The 25,007-nt window shown below is 71.2% G+C and carries 24 protein-coding genes and 1 pseudogene; 14 read left to right on the top strand and 11 right to left on the bottom strand.

The window, feature by feature from the left end; genetic code table 11:
- The first annotated feature begins 99 nt into the window (after positions 1-99).
- Entirely contained in the window at positions 100-744 is a 645-nt protein-coding gene (locus tag ACFW6P_RS06015) for a transposase domain-containing protein (RefSeq protein ID WP_386352110.1), read from the top strand.
- Here the strand turns inward: ACFW6P_RS06015 and ACFW6P_RS06010 are convergent.
- The 3 genes from ACFW6P_RS06010 to ACFW6P_RS06000 all read right to left on the bottom strand — a co-directional run bounded on the left by ACFW6P_RS06010 (position 722) and on the right by ACFW6P_RS06000 (position 4,235).
- A complete protein-coding gene (locus tag ACFW6P_RS06010; protein WP_386352107.1) occupies positions 722-1,210 on the bottom strand; it encodes a MarR family winged helix-turn-helix transcriptional regulator in 489 nt (162 codons plus the stop codon). The two genes, ACFW6P_RS06015 and ACFW6P_RS06010, sit on opposite strands and share 23 nt — an antisense overlap.
- A 175-nt stretch (positions 1,211-1,385) precedes the next feature.
- Positions 1,386-3,800, bottom strand: coding sequence for an endopeptidase La (lon, locus tag ACFW6P_RS06005; RefSeq protein WP_386352105.1), 2,415 nt, complete (start codon positions 3,798-3,800; stop codon positions 1,386-1,388).
- A 90-nt stretch (positions 3,801-3,890) separates the two neighbouring features.
- Complete coding sequence (locus ACFW6P_RS06000; RefSeq protein WP_386352425.1) at positions 3,891-4,235, bottom strand: rhomboid-like protein; 345 nt, start codon at positions 4,233-4,235, stop codon at positions 3,891-3,893.
- Positions 4,236-4,902: 667 nt separating this feature from the next.
- Here ACFW6P_RS06000 and ACFW6P_RS05995 point away from each other — a divergent pair.
- From ACFW6P_RS05995 to ACFW6P_RS05975, 5 genes are all read left to right on the top strand, one after another.
- A complete protein-coding gene (locus ACFW6P_RS05995) occupies positions 4,903-5,583 on the top strand; it encodes a spermidine synthase (RefSeq protein WP_386352102.1) in 681 nt (226 codons plus the stop codon).
- A 135-nt stretch (positions 5,584-5,718) separates the two neighbouring features.
- Positions 5,719-6,459 (top strand): response regulator transcription factor, encoded by a 741-nt coding sequence (locus tag ACFW6P_RS05990; RefSeq protein ID WP_386352099.1) that lies wholly within the window; start codon positions 5,719-5,721, stop codon positions 6,457-6,459.
- A complete protein-coding gene (locus ACFW6P_RS05985; protein WP_386352097.1) occupies positions 6,456-7,568 on the top strand; it encodes an ATP-binding protein in 1,113 nt (370 codons plus the stop codon). Before ACFW6P_RS05990 ends, ACFW6P_RS05985 begins: the two co-directional genes overlap by 4 nt.
- Before the next feature lie 281 nt (positions 7,569-7,849).
- The gene (locus ACFW6P_RS05980) at positions 7,850-11,716 is read left to right on the top strand and encodes a multifunctional oxoglutarate decarboxylase/oxoglutarate dehydrogenase thiamine pyrophosphate-binding subunit/dihydrolipoyllysine-residue succinyltransferase subunit (RefSeq protein WP_386352094.1); all 3,867 of its coding nucleotides are present in this window, start codon (positions 7,850-7,852) and stop codon (positions 11,714-11,716) included.
- 142 nt (positions 11,717-11,858) lie between these two features.
- On the top strand, positions 11,859-12,038 hold the full coding sequence (locus ACFW6P_RS05975) for a DUF6104 family protein (protein ID WP_386352091.1): 180 nt from the start codon (positions 11,859-11,861) through the stop codon (positions 12,036-12,038).
- 24 nt (positions 12,039-12,062) lie between these two features.
- On the opposite strand, the gene ACFW6P_RS05970 is transcribed toward ACFW6P_RS05975, so the two are convergent.
- The gene (locus tag ACFW6P_RS05970; RefSeq protein WP_386352089.1) at positions 12,063-12,929 is read right to left on the bottom strand and encodes a hypothetical protein; all 867 of its coding nucleotides are present in this window, start codon (positions 12,927-12,929) and stop codon (positions 12,063-12,065) included.
- Between the two features lie 147 nt (positions 12,930-13,076).
- Here ACFW6P_RS05970 and ACFW6P_RS05965 point away from each other — a divergent pair, with 147 nt between their 5' ends.
- Together ACFW6P_RS05965 and ACFW6P_RS05960 are read left to right on the top strand one after the other, a co-directional pair.
- Positions 13,077-14,042, top strand: a complete 966-nt coding sequence (locus ACFW6P_RS05965) for a DUF4097 domain-containing protein (RefSeq protein WP_386352086.1) — start codon at positions 13,077-13,079, stop codon at positions 14,040-14,042.
- 1 nt (position 14,043) lies between these two features.
- Positions 14,044-15,108 (top strand): PadR family transcriptional regulator, encoded by a 1,065-nt coding sequence (locus ACFW6P_RS05960; protein WP_386352083.1) that lies wholly within the window; start codon positions 14,044-14,046, stop codon positions 15,106-15,108.
- Positions 15,109-15,137: 29 nt separating this feature from the next.
- Here the strand turns inward: ACFW6P_RS05960 and ACFW6P_RS05955 are convergent, their stop codons facing one another.
- From ACFW6P_RS05955 to ACFW6P_RS05940, 4 genes are all read right to left on the bottom strand, one after another.
- A complete protein-coding gene (locus tag ACFW6P_RS05955) occupies positions 15,138-15,710 on the bottom strand; it encodes a Clp protease N-terminal domain-containing protein (RefSeq protein ID WP_386352080.1) in 573 nt (190 codons plus the stop codon).
- Positions 15,710-15,919: an HTH domain-containing protein gene (locus ACFW6P_RS05950; protein WP_073889424.1), complete on the bottom strand. Its 210-nt coding sequence runs from the start codon at positions 15,917-15,919 to the stop codon at positions 15,710-15,712. Before ACFW6P_RS05950 ends, ACFW6P_RS05955 begins: the two co-directional genes overlap by 1 nt.
- A gap of 124 nt (positions 15,920-16,043) precedes the next feature.
- Positions 16,044-17,009 (bottom strand): zinc-binding dehydrogenase, encoded by a 966-nt coding sequence (locus ACFW6P_RS05945; RefSeq protein WP_386352077.1) that lies wholly within the window; start codon positions 17,007-17,009, stop codon positions 16,044-16,046.
- Between the two features lie 201 nt (positions 17,010-17,210).
- Positions 17,211-18,443: an NADP-dependent malic enzyme gene (locus ACFW6P_RS05940; RefSeq protein ID WP_386352075.1), complete on the bottom strand. Its 1,233-nt coding sequence runs from the start codon at positions 18,441-18,443 to the stop codon at positions 17,211-17,213.
- A gap of 593 nt (positions 18,444-19,036) precedes the next feature.
- Here ACFW6P_RS05940 and ACFW6P_RS05935 point away from each other — a divergent pair.
- From ACFW6P_RS05935 to ACFW6P_RS05920, 4 genes are all read left to right on the top strand, one after another.
- Entirely contained in the window at positions 19,037-19,990 is a 954-nt protein-coding gene (locus ACFW6P_RS05935) for an ABC transporter substrate-binding protein (RefSeq protein ID WP_386352072.1), read from the top strand.
- 32 nt (positions 19,991-20,022) lie between these two features.
- Positions 20,023-20,964, top strand: coding sequence for an amino acid ABC transporter permease (locus tag ACFW6P_RS05930; protein ID WP_386352070.1), 942 nt, complete (start codon positions 20,023-20,025; stop codon positions 20,962-20,964).
- Entirely contained in the window at positions 20,961-21,722 is a 762-nt protein-coding gene (locus ACFW6P_RS05925; RefSeq protein ID WP_386352068.1) for an amino acid ABC transporter ATP-binding protein, read from the top strand. Before ACFW6P_RS05930 ends, ACFW6P_RS05925 begins: the two co-directional genes overlap by 4 nt.
- Before the next feature lie 192 nt (positions 21,723-21,914).
- The gene (locus tag ACFW6P_RS05920; protein ID WP_386352064.1) at positions 21,915-22,565 is read left to right on the top strand and encodes a CGNR zinc finger domain-containing protein; all 651 of its coding nucleotides are present in this window, start codon (positions 21,915-21,917) and stop codon (positions 22,563-22,565) included.
- Here the strand turns inward: ACFW6P_RS05920 and sodX are convergent.
- On the bottom strand, positions 22,448-22,882 hold the full coding sequence (gene sodX / locus ACFW6P_RS05915) for a nickel-type superoxide dismutase maturation protease (RefSeq protein ID WP_386352061.1): 435 nt from the start codon (positions 22,880-22,882) through the stop codon (positions 22,448-22,450). The genes ACFW6P_RS05920 and sodX overlap by 118 nt on opposite strands.
- Positions 22,883-23,027: 145 nt before the next feature.
- On the opposite strand from sodX, the gene sodN reads away from it, so the two are divergent.
- Positions 23,028-23,423, top strand: a complete 396-nt coding sequence (sodN, locus tag ACFW6P_RS05910; RefSeq protein WP_004983535.1) for a superoxide dismutase, Ni — start codon at positions 23,028-23,030, stop codon at positions 23,421-23,423.
- A gap of 240 nt (positions 23,424-23,663) precedes the next feature.
- On the opposite strand, the pseudogene ACFW6P_RS05905 reads toward sodN, so the two are convergent.
- Positions 23,664-23,864: pseudogene (locus ACFW6P_RS05905) on the bottom strand (inorganic phosphate transporter); the annotation flags it as partial.
- 102 nt (positions 23,865-23,966) lie between these two features.
- Here ACFW6P_RS05905 and ACFW6P_RS05900 point away from each other — a divergent pair.
- Positions 23,967-24,701 (top strand): VOC family protein, encoded by a 735-nt coding sequence (locus tag ACFW6P_RS05900; protein WP_386352058.1) that lies wholly within the window; start codon positions 23,967-23,969, stop codon positions 24,699-24,701.
- Here ACFW6P_RS05900 and ACFW6P_RS05895 read toward each other — a convergent pair.
- Positions 24,698-24,886: a hypothetical protein gene (locus ACFW6P_RS05895; protein WP_386423021.1), complete on the bottom strand. Its 189-nt coding sequence runs from the start codon at positions 24,884-24,886 to the stop codon at positions 24,698-24,700. The two genes, ACFW6P_RS05900 and ACFW6P_RS05895, sit on opposite strands and share 4 nt — an antisense overlap.
- Positions 24,887-25,007: the final 121 nt, after the last annotated feature.

Below are 25,007 nucleotides of genomic sequence, written 5' to 3'. Positions count from 1 at the left end.
GGGCGGAGGCTCTTCGTCAAGGCTGGTGAACGAGGCAGCGGAGCTGGTGTAGAAGAGGTTTGTCGTCCAAGACGTCCTGACCACAGGAGCTCCGCTGCCATGACCAGGACGGTCGGGGTAGCGGCCGGGGTGTTCGCGCCGGGGCATATCGGTGAGCTGACCAGGATCATCCCGATCGAGATGGTCGACGAGGTGCTGGCGGCGACCGGTGCGGTGCAGCGCAGGGTCCGGCTGCTGCCGGCGCGGGTCACGGTGTACCTGCTGCTGGCCGGAGCGCTGTTCAACGGGTCGGGCTACCGGCAGGTCCTCGACCGGTTGCGTGCCGGGCTGTCGGGCCTGGCAACGGTTGGGCCCAGCGGCAGCGCTCTTCGCCAGGCGCGACAGCGGCTGGGCCCGGCACCGGTGAAGGCACTGTGTGACCTGGCGAGCGGACCCGCGGTCACGACCGCCGTCGTCGCCCGGAGGGCGGCCCCGCGGCGTCCGGTACGTGCTCCCGGCGTGCCGGGCGGACGTCCCCGTGCGGAGGTGGCCGTGCGGCGGACCGGCCGGTCCAGGCCGCCCCAGCCGTTGGCACGGGGCGTACTCGGGCTCTCGCCCGGTGAGACGAGAGAGGGGTCGCCTGCTCGTCCAGGGGCTCTCTGCTCGAAGAGCTCTGGGGAAGTGCCGGGCGTCGCGGGGCGGACGGGTGGGTGCCTGCAGCCCCTGGCCGCGCTGGGGGCCGCTACTTCTCCATGCCGCGGTTGAGCTGGTGCAGCAGCCGGGCCAGCTCCGTGACCTCGCGGGTGTCCCAGTCGGCCAGACGGCCGGCGTAGCGTGCGCGGCGGGCCTCCCGGACCCGGCGGACGCGGTCCTGGCCCTCAGGGGTGAGGGCGACCAGCCAGGCCCGGCCGTCGGCGGGGTCGGGCTCGCGGGCGACCAGGCCGAGCTCCTCCAGGGCGCGCAGCTGGCGGGACATCGTGGCCTTGCCGACACCGATGTAGGCGGCGAGCTCGGTGGCCCGCTGCTTGCCACACTCGCCCAGCCGGACGAGCAGCCCGTACGCGGAGGGCTCCAGGTCGGGGTGGACCTCGCGGGCCATCTCGCCCTGGCTGGCCCGGGCGCGCCGCAGCAGCACGGTCAGCTCGCGCTCCAGCGCGAGGAAGGCGGGCTGGTTCACACCGCTTCGCGCATCGGCCTCGCGGTGTTCCTCGTCGTTGCCGCCGTCGTGCACGTCAGCCCTGCCTCGGTTGTCGCCCGCTGTCTGAATTCTCCAACGGCTGCGGGCGCCGCCGCAGCTCGGCAAGTATTCCGCAGGTCGCGGGGTGCGTGTCGACAGGCCCCGCGCAGGGGTGAAGGCCCGGGCCTCCCTCACGGGACCCGGGCCTTCCCTCATCCGATGACCTCCGTCACGCGGCCACCGGAACCTCCTGCGCCGCGCCGCTCGCGGCGGGCGCGAGCGCCAGCTCCAGGACCTGGCGGACGTCGGTGACGGCGTGGACGTCGAGCTTGTCCAGCACCTCCGCCGGGACGTCGTCCAGGTCGGGCTCATTGCGCTTGGGGATGATCACCGTGGTGACCCCGGACCGGTGCGCCGCGAGCAGCTTCTGCTTGACCCCGCCGATCGGCAGGACCCGCCCGGTCAGCGAGACCTCGCCGGTCATCGCCACGTCCGTGCGGACCAGCCGGCCGGAGAGGAGGGACGCGAGGGCCGTGGTCATCGTGATGCCGGCGCTCGGGCCGTCCTTGGGGACCGCGCCCGCCGGGAAGTGGATGTGCACGCCCCGGTCCTTCAGATCGGCCACCGGCAGTTCCAGCTCGGCGCCGTGCGAGCGCAGGAAGCTCAGCGCGATCTGCGCGGACTCCTTCATCACGTCGCCCAGCTGACCGGTGAGGGTCAGCCCCGCCGCGCCCGTCTCCGGGTCGGCCAGCGACGCCTCGACGTAGAGCACGTCACCGCCGGCCCCGGTCACCGCGAGCCCGGTGGCCACACCCGGCACGGACGTCCGCCGCTCGGCCGGGTCCTGGGCGGACTCGGGCACGTGGTGCGGCCGGCCGATCAGCGCGCGCAGGTCCTCGTCCCGGACGGTGAACGGCAGCTCCCGCTCGCCCAGTTCGTGCTGGGCCGCGACCTTGCGCAGCAGTCGGGCGATCGACCGCTCCAGGGTGCGCACGCCCGCCTCGCGCGTGTACTCGCCGGCGAGCCTGCGCAGTGCGTCCTCGTCGAGGGTCACCTCTTCCTTGTCCAGCCCGGCCCGCTCCAGCTGGCGCGGGAGCAGGTGGTCGCGGGCGATGACGACCTTCTCGTCCTCGGTGTAGCCGTCCAGGCGGACGATCTCCATCCGGTCGGCCAGGGCCTCCGGGATCGCCTCGAGGACGTTGGCCGTGGCGAGGAAGACGACGTCGGACAGGTCGAGTTCGACCTCCAGGTAGTGGTCCCGGAAGGTGTGGTTCTGCGCCGGGTCCAGCACTTCGAGCAGCGCCGCGGCCGGGTCGCCCCGGAAGTCCGAGCCCACCTTGTCGATCTCGTCGAGCAGCACGACCGGGTTCATCGACCCGGCCTCCTTGATCGCCCGGACGACCCGGCCCGGCAGCGCGCCGACGTACGTGCGCCGATGCCCGCGGATCTCGGCCTCGTCGCGCACACCGCCGAGGGCGACCCGGACGAACCTGCGGCCCATCGCGTGGGCGACGGACTCGCCGAGCGAGGTCTTGCCGACGCCGGGCGGACCGACGAGCGCGAGCACGGCACCGCCGCGCCGCCCGCCGACGACGCCGAGGCCCCGGTCGTTACGCCGCTTGCGCACCGCCAGGTACTCGGTGATGCGCTCCTTGACGTCCTCCAGGCCGGCGTGCTCGGCGTCCAGCACGGCCTTGGCACCCTGGATGTCGTAGGCGTCCTCGGTGCGCTCGTTCCACGGCATCTCCAGGACCGTGTCGAGCCAGGTGCGGATCCAGGAGCCCTCCGGGGACTGGTCGGAGGACCGCTCCAGCTTGTCGACCTCCTTGAGCGCGGCCTCGCGGACCTTCTCGGGCAGGTCGGCGGCCTCCACCCGGGCACGGTAGTCGTCGGACTCCTCGCCCTCCTGCTCGCCGTTCAGCTCGCGCAACTCCTTGCGGACCGCCTCCAGCTGACGCCGCAGCAGGAACTCGCGCTGCTGCTTGTCGACGCCCTCCTGGACGTCCTTGGCGATGGACTCGGCCACGTCCTGCTCGGCGAGGTGGTCGCGCAGCTGCTGCGTGGCGAGCTTGAGCCGGGCCACCGGGTCGGCGGTCTCCAGCAGTGCGACCTTCTGCTCGGTGGTCAGGAACGGCGAGTAGCCGGAGTTGTCGGCGAGCGCCGAGACGTCGTCGATGGCCTGGACCCGGTCGACGACCTGCCAGGCACCGCGCTTGCGGAGCCAGGCGGTGGCGAGGGCCTTGTATTCCTTGACCAGTTCGGCGACCTGGCCGGGCACCGGCTCCGGGACGGTCTCGTCGACGCTCGTGCCCTCGACCCAGAGGGCCGCGCCGGGGCCCGTCGTCCCCGCACCGATCCTCACCCGCCCCCGGCCGCGGATCAGGGCGCCCGGATCGCCGTCGGCGAGGCGGCCGACCTGTTCGACCGTGCCGAGGACGCCGGTGTTCGCGTAGGTGCCGTCGATCCGCGGCACCAGGAGTACCCGGGGCTTGCCGGGCGTTGACCGGGCAGCGGCCTGGGCGGCCTCCACCGCTGCACGGACCTCGTTGTCGCTCAGGTCCAGTGGGACCACCATCCCGGGCAGGACGACCTCGTCGTCGAGCGGCAGCACAGGCAGGGTGAGCGGTGTGGACGTCGAAGCCATGATCTCCCCTTCGGCAGTCAAGTTGAGCTATGCCGACTCAATGCTGGAGGGAGGCCGAATGTTCCCCGAGGCGTGTTCGCTCTGAGCGATCTAGCGGGATGCGGTACTTCGTGCCAGGTCGGAGGAATGACCGGGCTGCCGGTTCCCGCTCCGGCTCCGGACCGCAGGCCAGGTGGCCACGCCGACGAGGAGGGCGATGAGATGCCCCCAGTCGGTCATCGGGTCGCTGAGGGCGAGCAGGTCGTCGAGGAGCATCGCCCCGGCGGTGCCCAGCAGCGGCAGGCGCAGGCGGAGCGGAAGCAGGCCGGCCAGGGCGCCGGTCCCGGCGGCGGCACCGAAGCTGACGCCGTAGTCGAGGCGGTGCAGGGAACTGCCGGGGAGGTGCCCGGCCTGCATCGCGAGCCCCACGGGCACCTCGGTCGCCGGCGTGGCCAGGACGTGCCCGAGCAGGAAGACACCCGCCGCGATCAGGGCGCCGGTCCGCCGTTTCCAGCGCGGTCAGGACGCGCACGAGGCCGGCGGCGAACGAGGAGGCCGTTCCACCCGCGAGCCACAGGGCGCTGCCGGCCGGCACGAACCCGGGCGTCCGCACCAGGTGCGCCACATCGGTGCTGGAGGCCTGGAGCAGGCCGTGCACGAGCGCCGGATCCGCGTACGCGGTGATCAGCGAGGCGACGCAGAGGACGAGTGAGAAGCCGAAGGTGAACGGCGTACCGGTGGGGGTCGGCAGCAGGTGCCGGCGCCGCGGCCGGGACGTCCTTACGGGGAGGAACGGTCCGGCGCCCGCTGCCGCGGTAGGCCGTCCAGCGGCCCCGCCGTGCCGGGGCCGGGCTCGTCCGCCGCAGGCGTCGAGGCAGCCCCACCGCCGAGCGCGGCCACCACAGGCGTCGAGGCAGCCCCACCGCCGGGCGCTTGCCGATCCGCCACGGGCGCCGCTTCCGTCACGTCCCGGCCCTCGCCCTTGCCCACGCACTCGCCCACGCCGACCGCTTCTTACTCCGCCCGGCGCCGTCCGCCCGCCGTGCCGCGGTACGCGCACCCCGTCCGCGTCGCCCGTCGAAAATCCCGGCGCCGAACATCCCTTCCCTGCCAGGATTCCCCCATGGTCACCTCGTACGACATGCCCGACGTGCTGGACCGCCGCGAAGGACCGCACGGCGAGGTCGTGCTGCGCAGGCGGCCCGGCGGCCGGCTGGAGATCATCGCGAACGGCTGCTTCCTGATGGACACCTCCGACGGCCGCTCGGAACGGCTGCTCGTGGACGCGGCGCTGGCCGCCCTGCCCGGCCGGAGCCACCCCGACGTACTGATCGGCGGACTCGGTGTCGGCTTCTCGCTCGCACACGCGTCCGCGAATCCGCGCTGGGGGCGGATCACGGTGGTGGAACGCGAGCGCGCGATCGTCGACTGGCACCGCGACGGCCCGCTCTCCGTGTTCACCGCGGACGCCCTCGCCGACCCCCGCACGCACGTCGTCGAGGCGGACCTGGTGACGCACGTCCATGAGACGTCCGACACGTACGACGCGCTGTGCCTCGACATCGACAACGGCCCCGGCTGGACGGTCACCGAGGGAAACGCACATCTGTACGGTGAGGCCGGACTGGCGCACTGCGCGCGGGTGTTGAGACCCGGCGGAGTTCTCGCCGTGTGGTCGGCCCAGCCGTCACCGGAATTCGAAGAAACCTTGCGGAATGCCGGGTTCCAACAGGTGCGTACCGAAGAGATCCCCGTTGCCCGGGGCGTTCCGGACGTCGTGCACCTCGCCATCAGCCCTGGATAGCAAAGGTGTGCCGCCTCCCCGTACGCTGCTCCTGCGACGCCGATCATTCAAGCGTCAATCGCAAGCATGCGCAGGCATAGCCAGTCAGAAGGAATCACCCCACTGATTCCGGAAAGCACACCCCAGGGGCGGGCGATGGAGCAGACACAGACCTCCCACAGCGGTTCGGCGACGGCTACCCCGGGCGCACAGCGCCGGGTTCTCGTCGTCGAGGACGACGCCACGATCGTGGACGCCATCGCGACCCGTCTGCGAGCCGAGGGATTCCTCGTGCAAACCGCCGGCGACGGCCCGGCAGCGGTCGACACGGCCGAGGCCTGGCAGCCCGACCTGCTCATCCTCGACATCATGCTGCCGGGCTTCGACGGGCTGGAGGTCTGCCGGCGCGTACAGGCCGCCCGCCCGGTGCCGGTGCTGATGCTCACCGCGCGCGACGACGAGACCGACATGCTGGTCGGGCTCGGGGTCGGCGCCGACGACTACATGACCAAGCCCTTCTCCATGCGGGAGCTGGCGGCGCGCGTGCACGTCCTGCTGCGCCGGGTGGAGCGGGCCGCGATCGCCGCCGCGACGCCGCGCAGCGGCATCCTGCGCCTGGGCGAACTGGAGATCGACCACGCCCAGCGCCGGGTGAGGGTGCGCAGCGAGGACGTCCACCTCACGCCCACCGAGTTCGACCTGCTGGTCTGCCTGGCGAACACCCCGCGCGCGGTGCTCTCCCGCGAGCAGCTGCTCGCCGAGGTCTGGGACTGGGCGGACGCCTCCGGCACCCGCACGGTCGACAGCCACATCAAGGCGCTGCGCCGGAAGATCGGCGCCGAGCGGATCCGCACCGTGCACGGTGTGGGCTACGCCCTGGAGACCCCGACGCCATGAGCGGCGGGCCGGCCGCACGCAGAGACCCCGGGGAGCCGGAACCCTGGGGCAAGGTGAGCCCGTTCTCGATCAAGACCAAGCTGGGCGCGCTGGTCGTCATCTCGGTGCTGATCACCACGGGCCTGTCGGTGATCGCGGTGCACACGAAGACGGAGCTGCGCTTCATCACGGTCTTCTCGATGATCGCCACGCTTCTCATCACGCAGTTCGTGGCCCATTCGCTCACCGCGCCGCTGGACGAGATGACCGCCGTGGCGCGTTCCATCTCGCAGGGCGACTACACGCGCCGGGTGCGGGAGAACCGGCGTGACGAGCTGGGCGACCTGGCCGTGACGATCAACGCCATGGCCGACGAGCTGGAGGCCCAGGACAGCCAGCGCAAGGAGCTGGTGGCGAACGTCTCGCACGAGCTGCGCACGCCCATCGCGGGGCTGCGCGCGGTGCTGGAGAACATCGTCGACGGCGTCACCCAGGCCGACCCGGAGACCATGCGCACGGCGCTGAAGCAGACCGAGCGGCTGGGCCGGCTGGTGGAGACGCTGCTGGACCTGTCGCGGCTGGACAACGGCGTCGTCCCACTGAAGCGGCGGCGGTTCGAGGTGTGGCCGTATCTCTCGGGTGTGCTCAAGGAGGCCAACATGGTCGCCTCGGTGCGCGCGGGCATCGCCACCGGCTCGGGCAGCCACACGCGCACGGACGTCCATCTGCACCTCGACGTCTCCCCGCCGGAGCTGACCGCCAACGCCGACCCGGAGCGCATCCACCAGGTCGTGGCGAATCTCATCGACAACGCGGTCAAGCACAGTCCGCCGCACGGCCGGGTGACGGTCAAGGCGCGACGCGGGGCGCTGCCGGAGTCGCTGCAGCTGGAGGTCCTGGACGAGGGGCCCGGCATTCCGAAGTCGGAGTGGCACCGCGTCTTCGAGCGGTTCAACCGCGGCAGCGCCAAGCGGCCGCAGGGGCCGGGCAGCGACGGCGGCACGGGTCTGGGCCTGGCGATCGCGCGCTGGGCGGTCGATCTGCACGGCGGCCGGATCGGAGTGGCCGAATCCGAGCGGGGTTGCCGGATTCTTGTCACTCTTCCGGGAGAGCCATCCGTGCCGAGTTGACGTAAAGTTCGAAGCGGAGCCTCAAGATCCACCAGTGTCCGCGCTGACGGACACGTGTGAGCAGGCGCAGCCCCGCACCGCGGGTGCGCCGGGTCAGGCCGCGCCGTTCCCTCCTGAAGCGGAACCACGCTTGTTTCCCGCCATTTCAAGCCCCGAAACACGCTTCAAGATGTGACTTACGCGACGTTGCACGGGCCCGGCCTGACCTTCACGGCCGGGGGGGCGTAGCCTTGATTCCCGCTGTCCATCATCTTGTGAAGCGGAAGAGGGCGGTTGCCGCCGTGTCGCCACAGTCCCCCAGTAACTCGAGCATCTCGACCGACACCGACCAAGTGGGCAAGAACCCCGCCGCGTCGTTCGGTGCCAACGAGTGGCTCGTCGACGAGATCTATCAGCAGTACCTCCAGGACCCGAACTCGGTGGACCGAGCCTGGTGGGACTTCTTCGCCGACTACAAGCCCGGGGCGGCCGCCGGCCCGGCTCCGGCGGGTACCGCGGCCGCGGGGGCCGCGGGGACCACCACCGCTCAGCCCGCGGCTCCGGCCGCTCCTGCCCAGTCCGCGGCCCCGGCCGCCGCTGCGCAGCCCGCGGCCCCCGCTCAGGCCGCTCCGAAGCCCGCCGCCGCGCCGACGGCGAAGCCCGCCGAGGCCAAGCCCGCCGCGCAGGCACCGGCTCCGGCCGCCGCCCCTGCGAAGGCCGCCCCGGCCGCTCAGCCGGCCGCCGCCAGGCCCGCGGCGGCAGCCGCGGCGAAGAAGGCCTCGTCCGACGGCGGGGCCCCCTCGGGCCCCGAGCAGGTCGTGCTGCGCGGCCCGGCCGCCGCGGTCGCGAGGAACATGGACGCCTCCCTGGAGCTGCCCACGGCCACGTCCGTGCGCGCGGTCCCGGTGAAGCTGCTGTTCGACAACCGCATCGTCATCAACAACCACCTGAAGCGGGCGCGGGGCGGGAAGATCTCCTTCACGCACCTCATCGGCTACGCGATGGTCCAGGCCATCAAGGCCATGCCGGCGATGAACCACTCGTTCGCCAAGGTGGACGGCAAGCCCACCCTGGTCAAGCCGGACCACGTCAACCTCGGTCTCGCCATCGACCTGGTCAAGCCCAACGGCGACCGCCAGCTCGTCGTCGCGGCGATCAAGAAGGCCGAGACGCTGAGCTTCTTCGAGTTCTGGCAGGCCTACGAGGACATCGTCCGCCGCGCCCGCGACGGCAAGCTGACGATGGACGACTTCTCCGGTGTCACGGTCTCCCTGACCAACCCCGGCGGCCTCGGCACGGTCCACTCGGTGCCGCGCCTGATGCCCGGCCAGTCCGTGATCATGGGCGTCGGCTCCATGGACTACCCCGCGGAGTTCCAGGGCACCTCCCAGGACACCCTGAACAAGCTCGGCATCTCGAAGGTCATGACGCTCACGTCGACCTACGACCACCGGGTCATCCAGGGCGCCGCCTCCGGCGAGTTCCTCCGCCAGGTCGCGAACCTCCTCCTCGGCGAGAACGGCTTCTACGACGACGTCTTCGAGTCGCTGCGCATCCCCTACGAGCCGGTCCGCTGGCTCAAGGACATCGACGCGAGCCACGACGACGACGTCACCAAGGCCGCCCGTGTCTTCGAGCTGATCCACTCCTACCGGGTCCGCGGCCACGTCATGGCCGACACCGACCCGCTGGAGTACCAGCAGCGCAAGCACCCCGACCTGGACATCACCGAGCACGGCCTCACGCTCTGGGACCTGGAGCGCGAGTTCGCCGTCGGCGGCTTCGCCGGCAAGTCGATGATGAAGCTGCGCGACATCCTCGGCGTCCTGCGCGACTCGTACTGCCGCACCACCGGCATCGAGTTCATGCACATCCAGGACCCCAAGCAGCGCAAGTGGATCCAGGACCGCGTCGAGCGCCCGCACTCCAAGCCGGAGCGCGAGGAGCAGCTGCGCATCCTGCGCCGCCTGAACGCGGCCGAGGCGTTCGAGACCTTCCTGCAGACCAAGTACGTCGGCCAGAAGCGCTTCTCGCTGGAGGGCGGCGAGTCCGTCATCCCGCTGCTGGACGCGGTGCTGGACTCGGCGGCCGAGTCCCGCCTGGACGAGGTCGTCATCGGCATGGCCCACCGCGGCCGCCTGAACGTGCTGGCCAACATCGTCGGCAAGTCCTACGCGCAGATCTTCCGCGAGTTCGAGGGCAACCTCGACCCGAAGTCGATGCACGGTTCCGGCGACGTGAAGTACCACCTGGGCGCCGAGGGCACCTTCACCGGCCTCGACGGCGAGCAGATCGCGGTCTCCCTGGTCGCCAACCCCTCGCACCTGGAGGCGGTCGACCCGGTCCTGGAGGGCGTCTCGCGCGCCAAGCAGGACATCATCAACAAGGGCGGCACGGACTTCACGGTCCTGCCCGTGGCGATCCACGGCGACGCGGCCTTCGCGGGCCAGGGCGTGGTGGCCGAGACCCTGAACATGTCGCAGCTGCGCGGCTACCGCACCGGCGGCACGGTCCACATCGTCATCAACAACCAGGTCGGCTTCACGGCGGCGCCCGAGTCCTCGCGCTCCTCCATGTACGCCACCGACGTGGCCCGCATGATCGAGGCCCCGATCTTCCACGTGAACGGCGACGACCCGGAGGCCGTGGTCCGTGTGGCCCGTCTGGCCTTCGAGTTCCGCCAGGCGTTCAACAAGGACGTGGTGATCGACCTCATCTGCTACCGCCGCCGCGGTCACAACGAGTCGGACAACCCGGCCTTCACGCAGCCGCTGATGTACGACCTGATCGACAAGAAGCGCTCGGTGCGCAAGCTCTACACCGAGTCCCTCATCGGTCGCGGCGACATCACCCTGGAAGAGGCCGAGCAGGCGCTGCAGGACTACCAGGGCCAGCTGGAGAAGGTCTTCACGGAGGTCCGCGAGGCCACCTCCCAGCCGGCCACGATCGAGCCGTCGGACCCGCAGGCCGAGTTCCCCGTCGCCGTGAACACCGCGGTGAGCACGGAGGTCGTCAAGCGGATCGCCGAGTCCCAGGTCAACATCCCCGACCACATCACCGTCCACCCGCGTCTGCTGCCGCAGATGCAGCGCCGGGCGTCGATGGTCGAGGACGGCACGATCGACTGGGGCATGGGCGAGACCCTCGCGATCGGCTCCCTGCTGCTGGAGGGCGTCCCGGTCCGTCTGGCGGGCCAGGACTCGCAGCGCGGTACGTTCGGCCAGCGTCACGCGGTCATCATCGACCGCAGCACGGGCGAGGAGTACACGCCGCTGCAGTACCTCTCCGAGGACCAGGCGCGGCTCAACGTCTACAACTCCCTGCTCTCCGAGTACGCGGCGATGGGCTTCGAGTACGGCTACTCGCTGGCCCGCCCCGAGGCGCTCGTCATGTGGGAGGCGCAGTTCGGCGACTTCGTCAACGGCGCCCAGACGGTCGTCGACGAGTTCATCTCGTCGGCCGAGCAGAAGTGGGCGCAGACCTCCGGCGTCGTGCTGCTGCTGCCGCACGGCTACGAGGGCCAGGGTCCGGACCACTCCTCGGCCCGCCCGGAGCGCTTCCTGCAGATGTGCGCGCAGAACAACATGACGGTCGCCATGCCGACGTCGCCGTCGAACTACTTCCACCTCCTGCGGTGGCAGGTGCACAACCCGCACCACAAGCCGCTGGTGGTCTTCACGCCGAAGTCGATGCTGCGCCTGAAGGCCGCTGCGGCGAAGGCGGAGGAGTTCACGACGGGCCACTTCCAGCCCGTGATCGGCGACGGGTCGGTCGACCCGGCCGCCGTGAGGAAGGTCGTCTTCTGCGCCGGCAAGGTCTACTACGACCTGGAGGCCGAGCGGCAGAAGCGCGGCGTCACGGACACGGCGATCATCCGCATCGAGCGCCTGTACCCGCTGCCGGGTACCGAGCTCCAGGCGGAGATCAAGAAGTACCCGAACGCCGAGAAGTACCTGTGGGCCCAGGAGGAGCCGGCGAACCAGGGTGCCTGGCCGTTCATCGCGCTCAACCTGATCGACCACCTGGACCTGGCGGTCGGCGCGGAGGTCCCGCACGGCGAGCGCCTGCGCCGCATCTCGCGCCCGCACTCGTCGTCCCCGGCGGTGGGCTCCGCGAAGCGGCACCAGGCCGAGCAGGAGCAGCTGGTGCGGGAGGTGTTCGAGGCGTGAGCCTCTGAACTCGCCTGACGTGAAGGCCCGGTCCCCTTCGGGGGGCCGGGCCTTTCCGCTCCGCGGCGGAGCACGGCCGCCGGTCGGGTACGTAGGCTGTTTCCGGCACCACCATCCGGGACGAACGCAGGAGAACAACCCCATGTACTACACCGACCGCGGCATCGAGGAGCTGGAGAAGCGGCGCGGCGAGGAGGAGGTCACCTTCGAGTGGCTCGCCGAGCAGCTGCGGACGTTCGTCGACCTCAACCCCGACTTCGAGGTGCCGGTGGAGCGGCTGGCGACGTGGCTGGCACGGCTGGACGACGAGGACGACGAGTAGGGGCGGGGCGCCCGGCCCGAGTGGTCAGCGGCCTTCGCTCCGGCCGGGCCCTCCCGGGCGCCACTCGCTCGGGAGCGTGAGCCCGTAGGACAGGCCCATCGCGCCGTGGGCCAGGAGCAGGGCCCCGGCCGCCGTCCAGCCGCCACTGCGCTGCCGCAGTCCCCTGGCCAGGAGCGGAACGCCCACCGCCATCTGGGCGAGGGCCAGGGTGCGGGCCTTGGGGCTGCCGGTCCAGGGCATCCACGGGCCGAGGCGGCTGTGGGTGACGGTGCCGCGTCCGGCGGCCGCCTCGCGCCCGTCCGGCCGGTCGACGGACACGCTGCCGGGCTGCAGCGCGGCGGCTCGGCCGAGGCGGTCGGACGGTTCGCCGGGGGTGAGCCCTCGCGGCAGCAGGACGCCCACGCGCGCGAGGACCGCCAGCAGCCCGCGCAGGCGGACGGCGGCGTCGGCCGCGGCATCGAATCTCGTCAGCTTGTCGAGGGGCCGGACGTCCAGGACGGGATCGAGACCGAGGCGCGCGGCGAAGGTGCGCAGTGCCTCGTCCTCCCCCGCCGGGACGCCGCTCGCGAGCCACACGAAACCGACCGGGCGGCGGAAGCCGGACGCGAGGGTGAAGCCGGCGTGGTCGGTGTCCCACCACAGGGCGAGGACGGGCCAGGGCGCCCCGACGGCGAGGGCCGTGGCCCAGCCGGTGACCACGCGGTCGACGGGCTCGGCGTCCTCCCGCCAGGGCCGGCCCTCCGGGACCAGGACGCTCCAGTCGTCGCCGGCGCGGGTGAGCCGCATGGGTTCGCGCAGCAGGCGGGCCACGGGGGCGACGACCCCGGGCGCCGCCCGGCACAGCAGCAGGGCCCCGGACCCGGGAGCGGTGCGGGCTGCTTCCGTCGACATGGTCACACGCTAGGTCGAATCGCCCGTCTTCGAACACTTATGACGGCTTCACCATCCCCAGAACGGGTGTCTTGACTTTCCAGCAGCGCGATATATCGTGAAAACGAGAAGACGCGATATGGCGCGTCGAGTCGGGGAGGTCCCACCATGTCCGAGTGGTCCGTCGCGGAGCCGAGCAAGCTCACCTTCGACGAGCCCGTGAGCGAGCTTCACGTGCGCCTCGTCAGCGGAACGGTGAACGTGGTGGGCACGGACGAAGGTTCCGCCCGCCTGGAGGTCTCGCGGATCGAGGGGCCGCCCCTGGTGGTGACCCAGCAGGGCGGCGCCCTCTCGGTGGCCTACGAGGACCTGCCCTGGAAGGGCTTCCTCACGTGCCTGGACCGCAAGGCCTGGCGCCGCAGCGCGGTCGTCTCCCTCGCCGTTCCGGCGGGCACGCGCGTGGAGGTGGGCGTGGTCGGCGCAGCGGCCGTGATCTCGGGGATCCAGGGCCCGTCCCTGGTGAAGGGCGTCACGGGCGACACCACGCTGGTGGGCCTGTCCGGCCCGGTCCGCGCCGAGACGGTCTCGGGGAACCTGGAGGCCCAGGCCGTCACGGGCGACCTGCGGTTCAGCTCGGTCTCCGGAGATCTCACCGTGGTCGAGGGATCCGGCCCCTCCGTACGGGCCGACTCGGTGAGCGGCTCCATGATCCTCGACCTCGACCCGGAGGGCCCCACGGACGTGCGGCTGAACAGCGTCTCGGGCGAGATCGCGATCCGGCTGCCGTACCCGGCGGACGCGGACGTCGAGGCGAACACCGCGAGCGGCGCGGTCTCCAACGCCTTCGAGGACCTGCGGGTGCACGGCCAGTGGGGTACCCACAAGATCACGGGCCGCCTCGGCGCGGGCACCGGCAAACTGCGGGCGACCACCGTCTCCGGCTCGATCGCCCTGCTGCGCCGGCCGGCCGGGAAGGACGACGCGCCGCAGGACGCGCGCCCGGGTGCCGGCGGCTCACCGGCAGCCCCCGCGGGCGGCCCCCAGGACTACTCGGGAGACCATTCCGTCTCCGGCCCGGGCGACGGTGCCCCCCGTGTCCCGGCCGACGGCACGACCGACAAGAAGGTGCTCTGACATGCCCCCCGTCTTCGCCCACGGCCGCCTGCGCCTGTACCTGCTGAAGCTGCTGGACGAGGCCCCGCGCCACGGCTACGAGGTCATCCGCCTCCTCGAGGAGCGTTTCCAGGGGCTGTACGCGCCGTCGGCGGGCACGGTCTATCCGCGCCTGGCCAAGCTGGAGGCCGAGGGCCTGGTCACCCACATCACGGAGGGCGGCCGCAAGGTCTACTCGATCACGGACGCGGGCCGCGCCGAACTGGCCGACCGCAGTGGCGAGCTGGCCGACCTGGAGCTGGAGATCCGCGAGTCCGTCGCGGAGCTGGCAGCGGAGATCCAGGCCGATGTGCACGGGGCCGCGGGCGACCTGCGCCGAGAGATGCGCGCGGCGGCGACCGAGGCCCGCCGGGACGACGGCGGCCGCGGCACCCAGGGCTCCCCCTTCGGCGACTTCGGCGCGCCCGGCGACAAGGAGGCCTGGCGGGTCGCCAAGGAGGAGATGCGGCGCGCCCGCCAGGAGTGGAAGGAACAGGCCCGGCGCGCCAAGGACGAGAGCCGCCGCGCACGGGAGGACGCCCAGCGCGCCCGCCGCCAGGCGAAGGAGGCCCAGGAGCAGGCCCGTGCCCAGGCTCAGGAGCAGGTGCAGCGCATCGCCCGTCGGGTCCAGGAGCAGGTGCAGGACCACTTCGCCCGAGGCGACTGGCCCACGGGCCTGCGCGAGGGCCTGAGCGAACTGGCCAGGGAGGTCGGCGAGTTCGGAAAGGGCTACGGCAAGGACTTCGGCTTCGACTGGACCGGCACCGGCACGGACGGTTCGAAGACCGCAGCCCCTCGGCCGGCACCGTCACAGCCCACCGGGGACGTCCCGGCCTCCTACGCACCGGCCTGGGCCCATGAGGACGCCGCAGAGTCCACCGGCGACCCGGCCCGCGATCTGGACCGCCTCCTCGACCGCTTCCGGGACGACATCCGCGACGCGGCCCGGGACCACGGGGTCAACACCGACCAGCTGCGCGACGCCCGACGTCATCTGTCGGAGGCGGCAGCCCACATAGGAGCCCTGCTGCGCACCCCGAGGAAGTGACGGGAGGCGTCGGCCACCGGCGCCGTCCGTCACCCGGCCTTGGCCTCGCCACCGCCGCCGTACAGCACCCGCACCAGCGACGCGTACGTCACCCCGTGGTCGGCGAGGACCTCGGCCGGCACGCCCGGGCGCGGGGTCAGGGCGAGCAGGATGTGCTCGTCACCGATGTGCCGGTCCCGCCGGGCGAGAGCCGCCCGCAGCGACCGCTCCAGTACGTCCCTGGCGCCCCGGCCGAAGGAGGGCCGCCCCGGACACCACCGCTTGTCGCCATGGTCACCGGCCATGGCGCCGACCCCGTGCACGTCCTCCACCCGGGCCACGATCTCGTCCACGTCGATGCCGAGCCCGGCGAGCGCCTCACTGTCGGCCCGGGTCAGCCCGGCCCGCCTCCGCGCCTCACGCAGCGCCTCCCGCACGGACTCCCTGTCCTCCCCGAGCCCGAGGGCGGCGAGCGCGAAGGACCCGCGGCTGCCCCGACGGTCGAGCAGAGCGAGCAGGAGATGCTCCGGCTCCACGCGCCGACCGCCCTCGGCGCTCCCCTCCACCTGCGCGAAGGCGCCCTTCACCACGTCCCGGGCGTCTTTCGTGAAACGCTCGAACATCAACGCCTCCCGTACTTCTTGTGCACGGCCTGCCTGCTCACACCGAGTTCGGCGGCGATCTCCTGCCACGACCAGCCCTGGTTGCGGGCGTTGCGCACCTGCACGGCCTCCAGCTGCTCCAGCAGCCTGCGCAGTGCGGCGACCGCCCTGAGTCCGACCCGCGGGTCACGATCCCCGGCCCTCTCGGCCAGATCGGTTGCTTCGGTCATGTTGTCAACCTAGATTGACAACCCTCCTCACGTCAACCACCGTTGACAAATGGAACGGCCGGCCCGTTTCCGGACCGGCCGTCGAGCAACGCAGCTCCCTGCTCAGGGGTTGTTCATGGGTTGCTCAGGGGTTGGTCAGCACCACTTTGCCGAACTGCTCACCCGAGGCGAGCCGCTCGAAGCCCTCGCGCGCGCGGTCCATGGGCAGCACCTCGTCGATGACCGGCCGCACCCCCGTCGCGGCACAGAACGACAGCAGATCCTCCAGTTCGTCCTTGGTCCCCATCGTCGAACCGACGACCTTCAGTTCCAGGAAGAAGATCCGGGTCAGCTCGGCGTGCGAGGGCCGGTCCCCACTGGTGGCACCGGAGATCACCAGCGTGCCGCCGGGCCTCAGCGACTTCACGGAGTGCGACCAGGTCGCGGCCCCGACGGTCTCGATCACGGCGTCGACCCGCTGCGGCAGCCGCGCTCCGGACTCCAGCGCCTCCACGGCGCCCAGTTCCAGGGCCCGCCTGCGCTTGGCCTCGTCCCGGCTGGTGGCGAAGACCCGGAGCCCGGCCGCCTTGCCCAGCACGATGGCCGCCGTGGCGACACCGCCGCCGGCGCCCTGCACCAGCACGGAGTCACCGGGCCGGACACCGGCGTTGGTGAACAGCATCCGATAGGCGGTCAGCCAGGCCGTGGGCAGACAGGCGGCCTCCTCGAAGGAGAGCTCCTTCGGCTTGGGCAGGATGTTCCAGGTCGGCACGGCCACCTGCTCGGCGAAGGTGCCCTGGTAACGCTCGGTCAGGATGGAGCGGGGCTCCGCGGGGCCGACCCCGTGCCCGCTCTGGCCGATCACGGAGTGCAGGACGACCTCGTTGCCGTCCTCGTCGATCCCGGCGGCGTCGCAGCCGAGGATCATCGGCAGCTTGTCCTCCGCGAGGCCGACGCCGCGCAGGGACCAGAGGTCGTGGTGGTTGAGGGAGGCGGCCTTGACGGTGACGGTGCTCCAGCCGGGACGGGTCTCGGGAGCCGGGCGCTCCCCCAGCTCCAGACCGGACAGCGGCTGGTCGCGGTCGATTCGGGCGGCGTAGACAGCGAACATGACCTTGACGATAGGTTCCAGGACCGGCTTGGCGGAACCACCGGCCGCTGTGAGACACACCCTCTTGCCAGGACCTCGGCGGTGGTACCCGGGCGGACAGCCGAGCCAGGACGCGCCCCCGCCGGCGTACGGAAGGGGGAGCTCAGAACAAAAAGGTGGCCCCACCCGATCCGGGCGGGGCCACTCACACCACCGGCGACGTCAGCGCCGGGCCACGCCCTCGGCCCGGGCCGCAGCCGCGACGGCGGCCGTGACCGCCGGGGCCACCCGCTCGTCGAACGGCGAGGGGATGACGTAGTCGGCCGACAGGTCGTCCCCGACCACCGCCGCCAGCGCCTCGGCGGCCGCCAGCTTCATACCCTCGGTGATCCGGGAGGCGCGCACCTGCAGCGCCCCCGCGAAGATGCCGGGGAACGCCAGCACGTTGTTGATCTGGTTCGGGAAGTCGGAGCGCCCGGTGGCGACCACGGCCGCGTACTTGTGCGCGACCTCGGGGTGCACCTCGGGGTTCGGGTTCGCCATGGCGAAGACGAACGCCCCCTCGGCCATCGAGGACACCGCGGACTCCGGCACGGTCCCGCCCGAGACGCCGATGAACACATCGGCCCCGGCGAGCGCCGTCTCCAGCGACCCCGAGATCCCGGCCTTGTTCGTGAACCCGGCCAGCTCCCGCTTGACGGGTGTGAGGTCGTCCCGGTCCGCCGACACCACGCCCTTGCGGTCGGCCACGGCGACATCGCCGACGCCGGCCTCGACCAGCATCTTCGCGATGGCGACTCCGGCCGCGCCCGCGCCGGAGATGACGGCGCGCAGGTCGCCCAGCGCCCGTCCGCTCAGCCGCGCGGCGTTCCGCAGGGCGGCGAGGGTCACCACCGCCGTGCCGTGCTGGTCGTCGTGGAAGACCGGGATGTCCAGCCGCTCCTGCAGCTTCCGCTCGATCTCGAAGCACCGCGGCGCCGAGATGTCCTCCAGGTTGACTCCGCCGAACGAGGGCGCGAGCCGCACCACCGTCTCGACGATCTCGTCGACGTCCGTGCAGTCCAGCGCGATCGGGACCGCGTCCACGCCGCCGAACTGCTTGAACAGGATGGCCTTGCCCTCCATCACGGGGAGGGAGGCCTCGGGCCCGATGTCACCGAGCCCCAGAACGGCCGTACCGTCCGTCACGACGGCCACGACCGACGACTTCCACGTGTAGTCGTGCACGAGCTCCGGCTGCTCCGCGATCGCGCTGCACACCTTCGCGACGCCGGGCGTGTACGCCAGGGACAGGTCGTCCTTGTCACGGACCGGCACGGTGGCCTGCACGGCCATCTTGCCGCCGCGGTGCAGCGCGAACGCCGGGTCGAAGGAGTCGAGGGGCTCCGCACCGCCCTCGCCGCCCGTATCGCCGGTCTTGCTCTCGCTGCGAGGATTGACGATCTCCGCTGCCACTTCGTTCTACCCCTTAAATCTTCATTGGTTTGAGGGTGGCCACTCCTGGTGAGGGGTGGGCGGGACCGCGTACGGCCGTGGACGTGCTCTGTACGTGATACGTACGGGCGCGTACGCGACGGGCGCGCCGCACACGCGCCCTGAGCCCCGGATGAGGGGTGTGGAGACCCTTCTTACCGGACGCGGGCCGCCGACGACGAGTCCATAACGCCAAGGTCACATGACGGTGCCCCGACTTTTCGTCCAATGTCGGTACAACCCCTGGACAAACCATCGACAACCACTCAAGCGGCCGCGAAGCTCGCGGGCTCCATGCTGAAATCCCTGGGTACGCCGAAGATCTTCCGGCTGGAAGCACTGATTCCCATAGAAGGTCCAGCCGCGGGGGAGCGGGGTGATGCGGTTCGGGGATCGCCCGTTATCCGATTTTGACATGGCCGGCCCCCAGAATCGCGCAGTCCGAATGGCAAGATGCCGTAATCACACGAGGTCGCGGCACTCGAAGGCGTGTGCTCCGCCGACCCCATGGCGCTGCCCTTCCCGCAGTCGCCGGCCCCATCGGCAACTCCACCCATCCGCCGGAGGAACCCACCATGACCGCAAGCTCCACCCGTCGCACCACCGCCGCACGTTCCCGTATAGCAGCGGTCGGCGCGATCGCGGTCGCAGGCGCACTGATGCTCACCGGATGCGGTGACCAGACCAAGGACACCGGCTCGGGCAGCGACACCGCCGCCTCGGCCCCGCTCGCCGACAAGCTGCCCAAGTCGATCCGCGACAAGGGCGTCATCAAGGTCGGCTCCGACATCGCGTACGCCCCGGTCGAGTTCAAGGACAGCTCCGGCAAGGTGGTCGGCATCGACCCCGACCTCGCCGCCGCCATGGGCAAGCAGCTCGGAGTGGACTTCCAGTTCGAGAACGGCACCTTCGACACCCTGATCACGGGTCTGCGCTCGAAGCGGTACGACATCGCCATGTCCGCGATGACCGACACCAAGGACCGCCAGGAGGGCATCGACTCCGACACCGGCAAGAAGGTCGGTGAGGGCGTCGACTTCGTGGACTACTTCACCGCCGGTGTCTCGATCTACACCAAGAAGGGCGACGACCAGGGCATCAGGACCTGGTCCGACCTGTGCGGCAAGAAGATCGTGTTGCAGCGCGGCACGGTCTCCGAGGACCTGGCCAAGGCCGAGTCGAAGAAGTGCCCGAAGGGCGAAAAGATCGCCCTGGAGGCCTTCGACAACGACCAGCAGGCCCAGACCCGCCTGCGCGCGGGCGGCGCCGACGCCGGCTCGTCCGACTTCCCGGTCGCCGCGTACGCCGTCAAGACCTCCGGTGGCGGCAAGGACTTCGAGCTGGTCGGCGAGCAGGTCGAGGCCGCGCCGTACGGCATCGCGGTCGCCAAGGACCAGACGGAGCTGCGGGACGCCCTCAAGGCCGCGCTCGACGCCGTGATCAAGAGCGGCGAGTACGAGAAGATCATGAAGAAGTGGGGCGTCACCGACGGCTCCGTGCAGGAAGCCACCATCAATGGCGGCAAGTGACCGCGCCCGAGCGGCACTGAAAGGCAACACCCGTGACTGTTGACATCGACAAGACGGCGTCGGACACACCGCCGTCCGGGCCGGAGGCCGTCAAGGCCATCCCGGTCCGGCACTACGGCCGGTACGTCTCCGCCGTCGTCGCCCTCGCCCTGCTGGGCGGCGTCATCTACGCCTTCTCCCAGGGCAAGATCAACTGGGGTGCGATCCCCGACTACTTCTTCGACGACCGCATCCTGAACGGTGTCGGCAAGACGCTGCTGCTGACGGTGCTGTCCATGGCGATCGGCATCGTCGGCGGCGTGCTGCTCGCCGTGATGCGCCTGTCGAAGAACCCGGTGACCTCGTCGATCGCCTGGTTCTACATCTGGTTCTTCCGCGGCACCCCGGTGCTGGTCCAGCTGATCGTCTGGTTCAACCTGGGCCTGGTCTTCGAGTACATCAACCTCGGGCCGTTCTACAAGGACGAGTGGTCGGACTTCATGACCCCGTTCCTGACGGCGCTGCTGGGCCTCGGCCTGAACGAGGCCGCCTACATGGCGGAGATCTGCCGCGCCGGTCTGCTCTCGGTCGACGAGGGCCAGACGGAGGCGTCGCACGCGCTGGGCATGAGCCACTCCAAGACGCTGCGCCGCATCGTCATCCCGCAGGCGATGCGCGTGATCGTGCCGCCGACGGGCAACGAGGTCATCAACATGCTGAAGACGACCTCGCTGGTCTCGGTCGTCCAGTATCCCGAGCTGCTGCGCGCGGCCCAGGACATCGGCCAGACCTCCGGCGCCCCCGCCGAGATGCTGTTCCTGGCGGCGGCCTGGTACCTGCTGCTGACCTCGGTCTTCAGCGTCGGGCAGTACTACCTGGAGCGGTACTACGCGCGTGGTTCGAGCCGGTCGCTCCCGGCCACGCCGTTCCAGAAGATCAAGGCGAACGTGCTGTCCCTGTCCAGCCGCTCGAAGCCGACGGGAGGCACCGCATGACCGCCATGGTCAAGGCCGAAGGCGTCCACAAGTCGTTCGGCCCCGTAGAGGTCCTCAGGGGCATCGACCTGGAGGTGAGGTCCGGCGAGGTGTTCTGCCTCATCGGCCCCTCCGGTTCCGGCAAGTCGACCTTCCTGAGGTGCATCAACCACCTGGAGAAGATCAACGCCGGCCGCCTGTACGTGGACGGCGAACTGGTGGGCTACCGCCAGAAGGGCGACAAGCTCTACGAGCTGAAGGACAGCGAGGTCGCCGTCAAGCGCCGGGACATCGGCATGGTCTTCCAGCGCTTCAACCTGTTCCCGCACATGACGGCCGTCGAGAACGTCATGGAGGCGCCGGTCCAGGTCAAGGGCGCGAACAAGGGCCAGGCCCGGCTACGGGCCCTGGAGCTGCTGGACCGGGTGGGGCTGGCCGACAAGGCGGGCAACTTCCCCTCGCAGCTCTCCGGCGGCCAGCAGCAGCGCGTCGCCATCGCCCGGGCGCTCGCCATGGACCCGAAGCTGATGCTGTTCGACGAGCCGACCTCGGCGCTCGACCCGGAGCTGGTCGGTGACGTCCTGGACGTCATGCGCGACCTCGCCGAGTCCGGCATGACCATGATCGTCGTCACCCACGAGATGGGCTTCGCCCGCGAGGTGGGCGACAGCCTGGTCTTCATGGACGGAGGCGTGGTGGTCGAATCCGGTCACCCGCGCGAGGTGCTGACCAACCCGCAGCACGAGCGGACGAAGTCGTTCCTGTCCAAGGTGCTCTGACGGCACGCACGGCGAGGGGGCGGTACGGGATGCCCGTACCGCCCCCTTCGTCCGTCCCGCTTCAGGCAGCCCGGCGAAGGTGTCCCCGGCGAGGGGCAGGAGCGCCGGACCGTGAACGTAATACCCTGGAAGCACCACCAGCTGTTACCAGTGCACGTTTCTCGACGATGAAGCCCTTCGTAAGGACTATTAGTGGAACTGGCCTATTACTCGGATTACGCCGTGCGCCTCGTCAACACCGAGGAACCGGCCCGGGGCAAGGACACGCTGACGTCGGTCGAGGCCGTTCGTGACCTGTTCGGCGCCAGCCAGTCGGCGGCCCGGCGTGCCACCGACGCGGACGTGACGCGGTTCCGCTCGATCCGGGCGCGGCTGCGCGCGGTCTTCGAGGCGGCCGACGCGGGCGACGAGACGCTCGCCGTCGACCTGCTCAACTCGCTGCTGCTGGAGTTCCCGGTGAGCCCGCAGATCTCAGGGCACGACTTCCGCGACGACGACGGCCGTCCGCTGTGGCACATGCACCTGGCGGACCACCCCTCCAACGCGACCGCGGGCTACGCCGCGATCGCCGCGATGGGCCTCGCGTTCCACCTCACCGAGTACGGCGTGGACCGGCTCGGCCTGTGCGAGGCCGCGCCCTGCCGCAACGTCTACCTGGACACCTCCACCAACCGCTCCCGGCGCTACTGCTCCGACCGCTGCGCGACCCGCGCCAACGTGGCCGCCTACCGCGCCCGCAAACGGCTGGAGGCCGCCCGGCCGGAGAGCACGGGCCTCGCGGCGGACAGCGCCCAGCGGAGCAGGGTCCAGGGCGAACGCCGGGCGGACCTGAGCGGCCGGTAGCGGAACCGGACCCGCCCCAGCACCAGGTCGTCGGGGACGACACCGTAGTCGGTGCTGTCGCCGCCGGCGTAGGCGTTGTCACCGAGCACCCACCAGCCGCCCTCGCGCCGCTCGGCGACCCGCTTGACCACGAGCAGGTCCTGCTGGAAGGGATGCCGGAGCACGACGACGTCCCCGGGCCTGACCCGGGCGCCGTAGTGCACCAGGAGCCGGTCCCCGTGGTAAAGGGTCGGCACCATGGAGGGTCCGGTCACCTCGGCGACGCCGAAGGGCGCGCCCGGCCTCCCCCGCTCGGACTCCTGCGACCGCTCCGGCATCACCCGGCACCTCCCCGGTTCATCGTCCACCAGTCTCAGTCTCACCCCGGACTTTTGTCCTAAGCCCCAGGGGGCACTCGCGAAAAGCCGTCCCTCACGGAGTAATGTCCCCTGTGAGAAGACGATCACGAGGAAGGAATGCTCCATGCTTTCCCGCCTGTTTGCCCCCAAGGTCAAGGTCAGCGCGCACTGCGACCTTCCCTGCGGTGTGTACGACCCCGCCCAGGCCCGCATCGAGGCGGAGTCGGTCAAGGCCGTTCAGGAGAAGATGGCCGGTAACGACGACCCGCACTTCCAGGCGCGCGCCACCGTCATCAAGGAGCAGCGTGCCGAGCTCGCGAAGCACCACGTCTCGGTGCTCTGGAGCGACTACTTCAAGCCCCCGCACTTCGAGAAGTACCCGGAGCTGCACCAGCTGGTCAACGACACCCTGAAGGCCCTCTCGGCCGCGAAGGCGTCGACCGACCCGGCCACCGGCCAGAAGGCGCTGGACTACATCGCCCAGATCGACAAGATCTTCTGGGAGACCAAGAAGGCCTGATCGCCGAACACGGCGAAGGGGCCCGGCCGGAGCCACGGTCGGGCCCCTTCGCCGTGCCCGTGGGAGCTCACCCGAGGGCTCCGGCCGTTCAGGCGGCCGAGCCGACCTTGGCGGGTGGCTCGGGGCGCAGGGTGACGTCGGGTGCGTCGTTGACGTTCCCGGCGTGCACCGGGTTGCGGCGCGAGGCGAGCACGTTGCCCGCCGCGAGGGCGGCGCCGACCAGGGCGACGGCGGCCGTGCCGAGACGGCCCTGGCCACCTCGGTGGGCGGGAAGGCACCGGCCACGGCGAGGACACCGCTGATCAGGACCGCCGTCCGGGGTGCGAGCGCGCCGGTGGCGATGGACGTGGCCCTCGCGTTCGCCGTGTCGTGGAATCCGTTGGTGAAGTCGAACGCGAGTGCCGTGACGACGACTGCCACGAGGAACGTGATGTCGTCCATTCCTGCATGCGAACAAGCCGGGGCCGGGGGGCGGGGCGGCGAGGCAGGGGATGATCGAGGTTGACGCAGGTGGCCGCGGTGCGGCCCTCTACGATCGCGCCCATGACGATCCGCTGGACGTACGCCTTCATCGACCGGCCGCGCCCGGCCTTCGGTGCCGCCTGTGACTTCTGGACTGCGGTCACCGCCACCCGCCTCTCCGAACTGCGCGGGGACCGCTCGGAGTTCGCCACCCTGCTCCCGGACGGCGCCGACGCCTGTGTGAAGGTGCAGGCGGTCGCGTCGGGGACCGGCGGCGCGCACCTCGACTTCTGCGTGGACGACGTGCGGGAGTTCGCCGCGTCGGCGGTGCGGCTCGGCGCGCGCGTGGTGGCGGACCACGGGTCGCTGGTCGTGCTGCGCTCGCCCGGCGGGCAGCTGCTCTGCGCCGACCCGTGGCGGGGGCAGTCGGCCCGCCCGGGCGTGGTGCGGGGCAGCCGACTCGACCAGGTGTGCCTGGACGTCCCGCCCTCGGTCCACTCTGCCGAAGTCGCCTTCTGGAGCGGGCTCCTGACCGGTTGGGACTCGGTGCCGGGCTCCCTGCCGGAGTTCCACGTGGTCAAGCCGCCGCCCGGTCTGCCGCTCCGACTGCTTCTGCAGCGCCTCGACGAGGAACGCCCCGCCTCCGCCCACCTCGACCTCGCCTGCACAGAGGTGGCCGCGACCCGGGCGTGGCACGAGCAGCGGGGCGCCGCGTTCGTGGCCGCCTTCCCCGGCTGGACGGTGATGCGCGACCCGGCCGGAGGCACGTACTGCCTGACGACCCGCGACCCGGAGACGGGTGGGCTGCGGATCTAGGGTGACTCGAGGTAGACGCACGCCACCGCGCCAGCCGTGTCCGATGCCGGGCAGGGAGGCAGGTCATGGCGCTCGCCGGGCTGGTTCTCCTCCCAGACGTCCGGACCGCCGGGGTAGGTGGAGTCCCGCAGCCAGAGGGTCAGCCCGCCCGCGACGACGACGGCCAGCGCCCACACGATCACCACCCCGCGCCACCCTGCGACGCCTTCCCCTCGTCATGCTCACGCCTTCCACGCTCGTACCCAGGACCCGATGACCGGTCGGCGCCTCCGGGTCAGGCGGGTCTCGACCGGAGGACGGTGGAGC

This window comes from Streptomyces sp. NPDC058741 (genome assembly GCF_042746715.1).
GTDB lineage: Bacteria > Actinomycetota > Actinomycetes > Streptomycetales > Streptomycetaceae > Streptomyces.
Note: the sequence above shows the minus strand (reverse complement) of the source record. Positions and strands in the feature narration are given on the sequence as shown.

Bases quoted from the DNA above. Each gene is read 5' to 3' on its own strand.
- ACFW6P_RS06015 (WP_386352110.1), top strand. From the start codon at position 100: ATGACCAGGACGGTCGGGGTAGCGGCCGGGGTGTTCGCGCCGGGGCAT.
- lon (WP_386352105.1), bottom strand. From the start codon at position 3,800: ATGGCTTCGACGTCCACACCGCTCACCCTGCCTGTGCTGCCGCTCGAC.
- ACFW6P_RS05995 (WP_386352102.1), top strand. From the start codon at position 4,903: ATGGTCACCTCGTACGACATGCCCGACGTGCTGGACCGCCGCGAAGGA.
- ACFW6P_RS05990 (WP_386352099.1), top strand. From the start codon at position 5,719: ATGGAGCAGACACAGACCTCCCACAGCGGTTCGGCGACGGCTACCCCG.
- ACFW6P_RS05985 (WP_386352097.1), top strand. From the start codon at position 6,456: ATGAGCGGCGGGCCGGCCGCACGCAGAGACCCCGGGGAGCCGGAACCC.
- ACFW6P_RS05975 (WP_386352091.1), top strand. From the start codon at position 11,859: ATGTACTACACCGACCGCGGCATCGAGGAGCTGGAGAAGCGGCGCGGC.
- ACFW6P_RS05970 (WP_386352089.1), bottom strand. From the start codon at position 12,929: ATGTCGACGGAAGCAGCCCGCACCGCTCCCGGGTCCGGGGCCCTGCTG.
- ACFW6P_RS05965 (WP_386352086.1), top strand. From the start codon at position 13,077: ATGTCCGAGTGGTCCGTCGCGGAGCCGAGCAAGCTCACCTTCGACGAG.
- ACFW6P_RS05960 (WP_386352083.1), top strand. From the start codon at position 14,044: ATGCCCCCCGTCTTCGCCCACGGCCGCCTGCGCCTGTACCTGCTGAAG.
- ACFW6P_RS05955 (WP_386352080.1), bottom strand. From the start codon at position 15,710: ATGTTCGAGCGTTTCACGAAAGACGCCCGGGACGTGGTGAAGGGCGCC.
- ACFW6P_RS05950 (WP_073889424.1), bottom strand. From the start codon at position 15,919: ATGACCGAAGCAACCGATCTGGCCGAGAGGGCCGGGGATCGTGACCCG.
- ACFW6P_RS05945 (WP_386352077.1), bottom strand. From the start codon at position 17,009: ATGTTCGCTGTCTACGCCGCCCGAATCGACCGCGACCAGCCGCTGTCC.
- ACFW6P_RS05935 (WP_386352072.1), top strand. From the start codon at position 19,037: ATGACCGCAAGCTCCACCCGTCGCACCACCGCCGCACGTTCCCGTATA.
- ACFW6P_RS05925 (WP_386352068.1), top strand. From the start codon at position 20,961: ATGACCGCCATGGTCAAGGCCGAAGGCGTCCACAAGTCGTTCGGCCCC.
- sodX (WP_386352061.1), bottom strand. From the start codon at position 22,882: ATGCCGGAGCGGTCGCAGGAGTCCGAGCGGGGGAGGCCGGGCGCGCCC.
- sodN (WP_004983535.1), top strand. From the start codon at position 23,028: ATGCTTTCCCGCCTGTTTGCCCCCAAGGTCAAGGTCAGCGCGCACTGC.
- ACFW6P_RS05900 (WP_386352058.1), top strand. From the start codon at position 23,967: ATGACGATCCGCTGGACGTACGCCTTCATCGACCGGCCGCGCCCGGCC.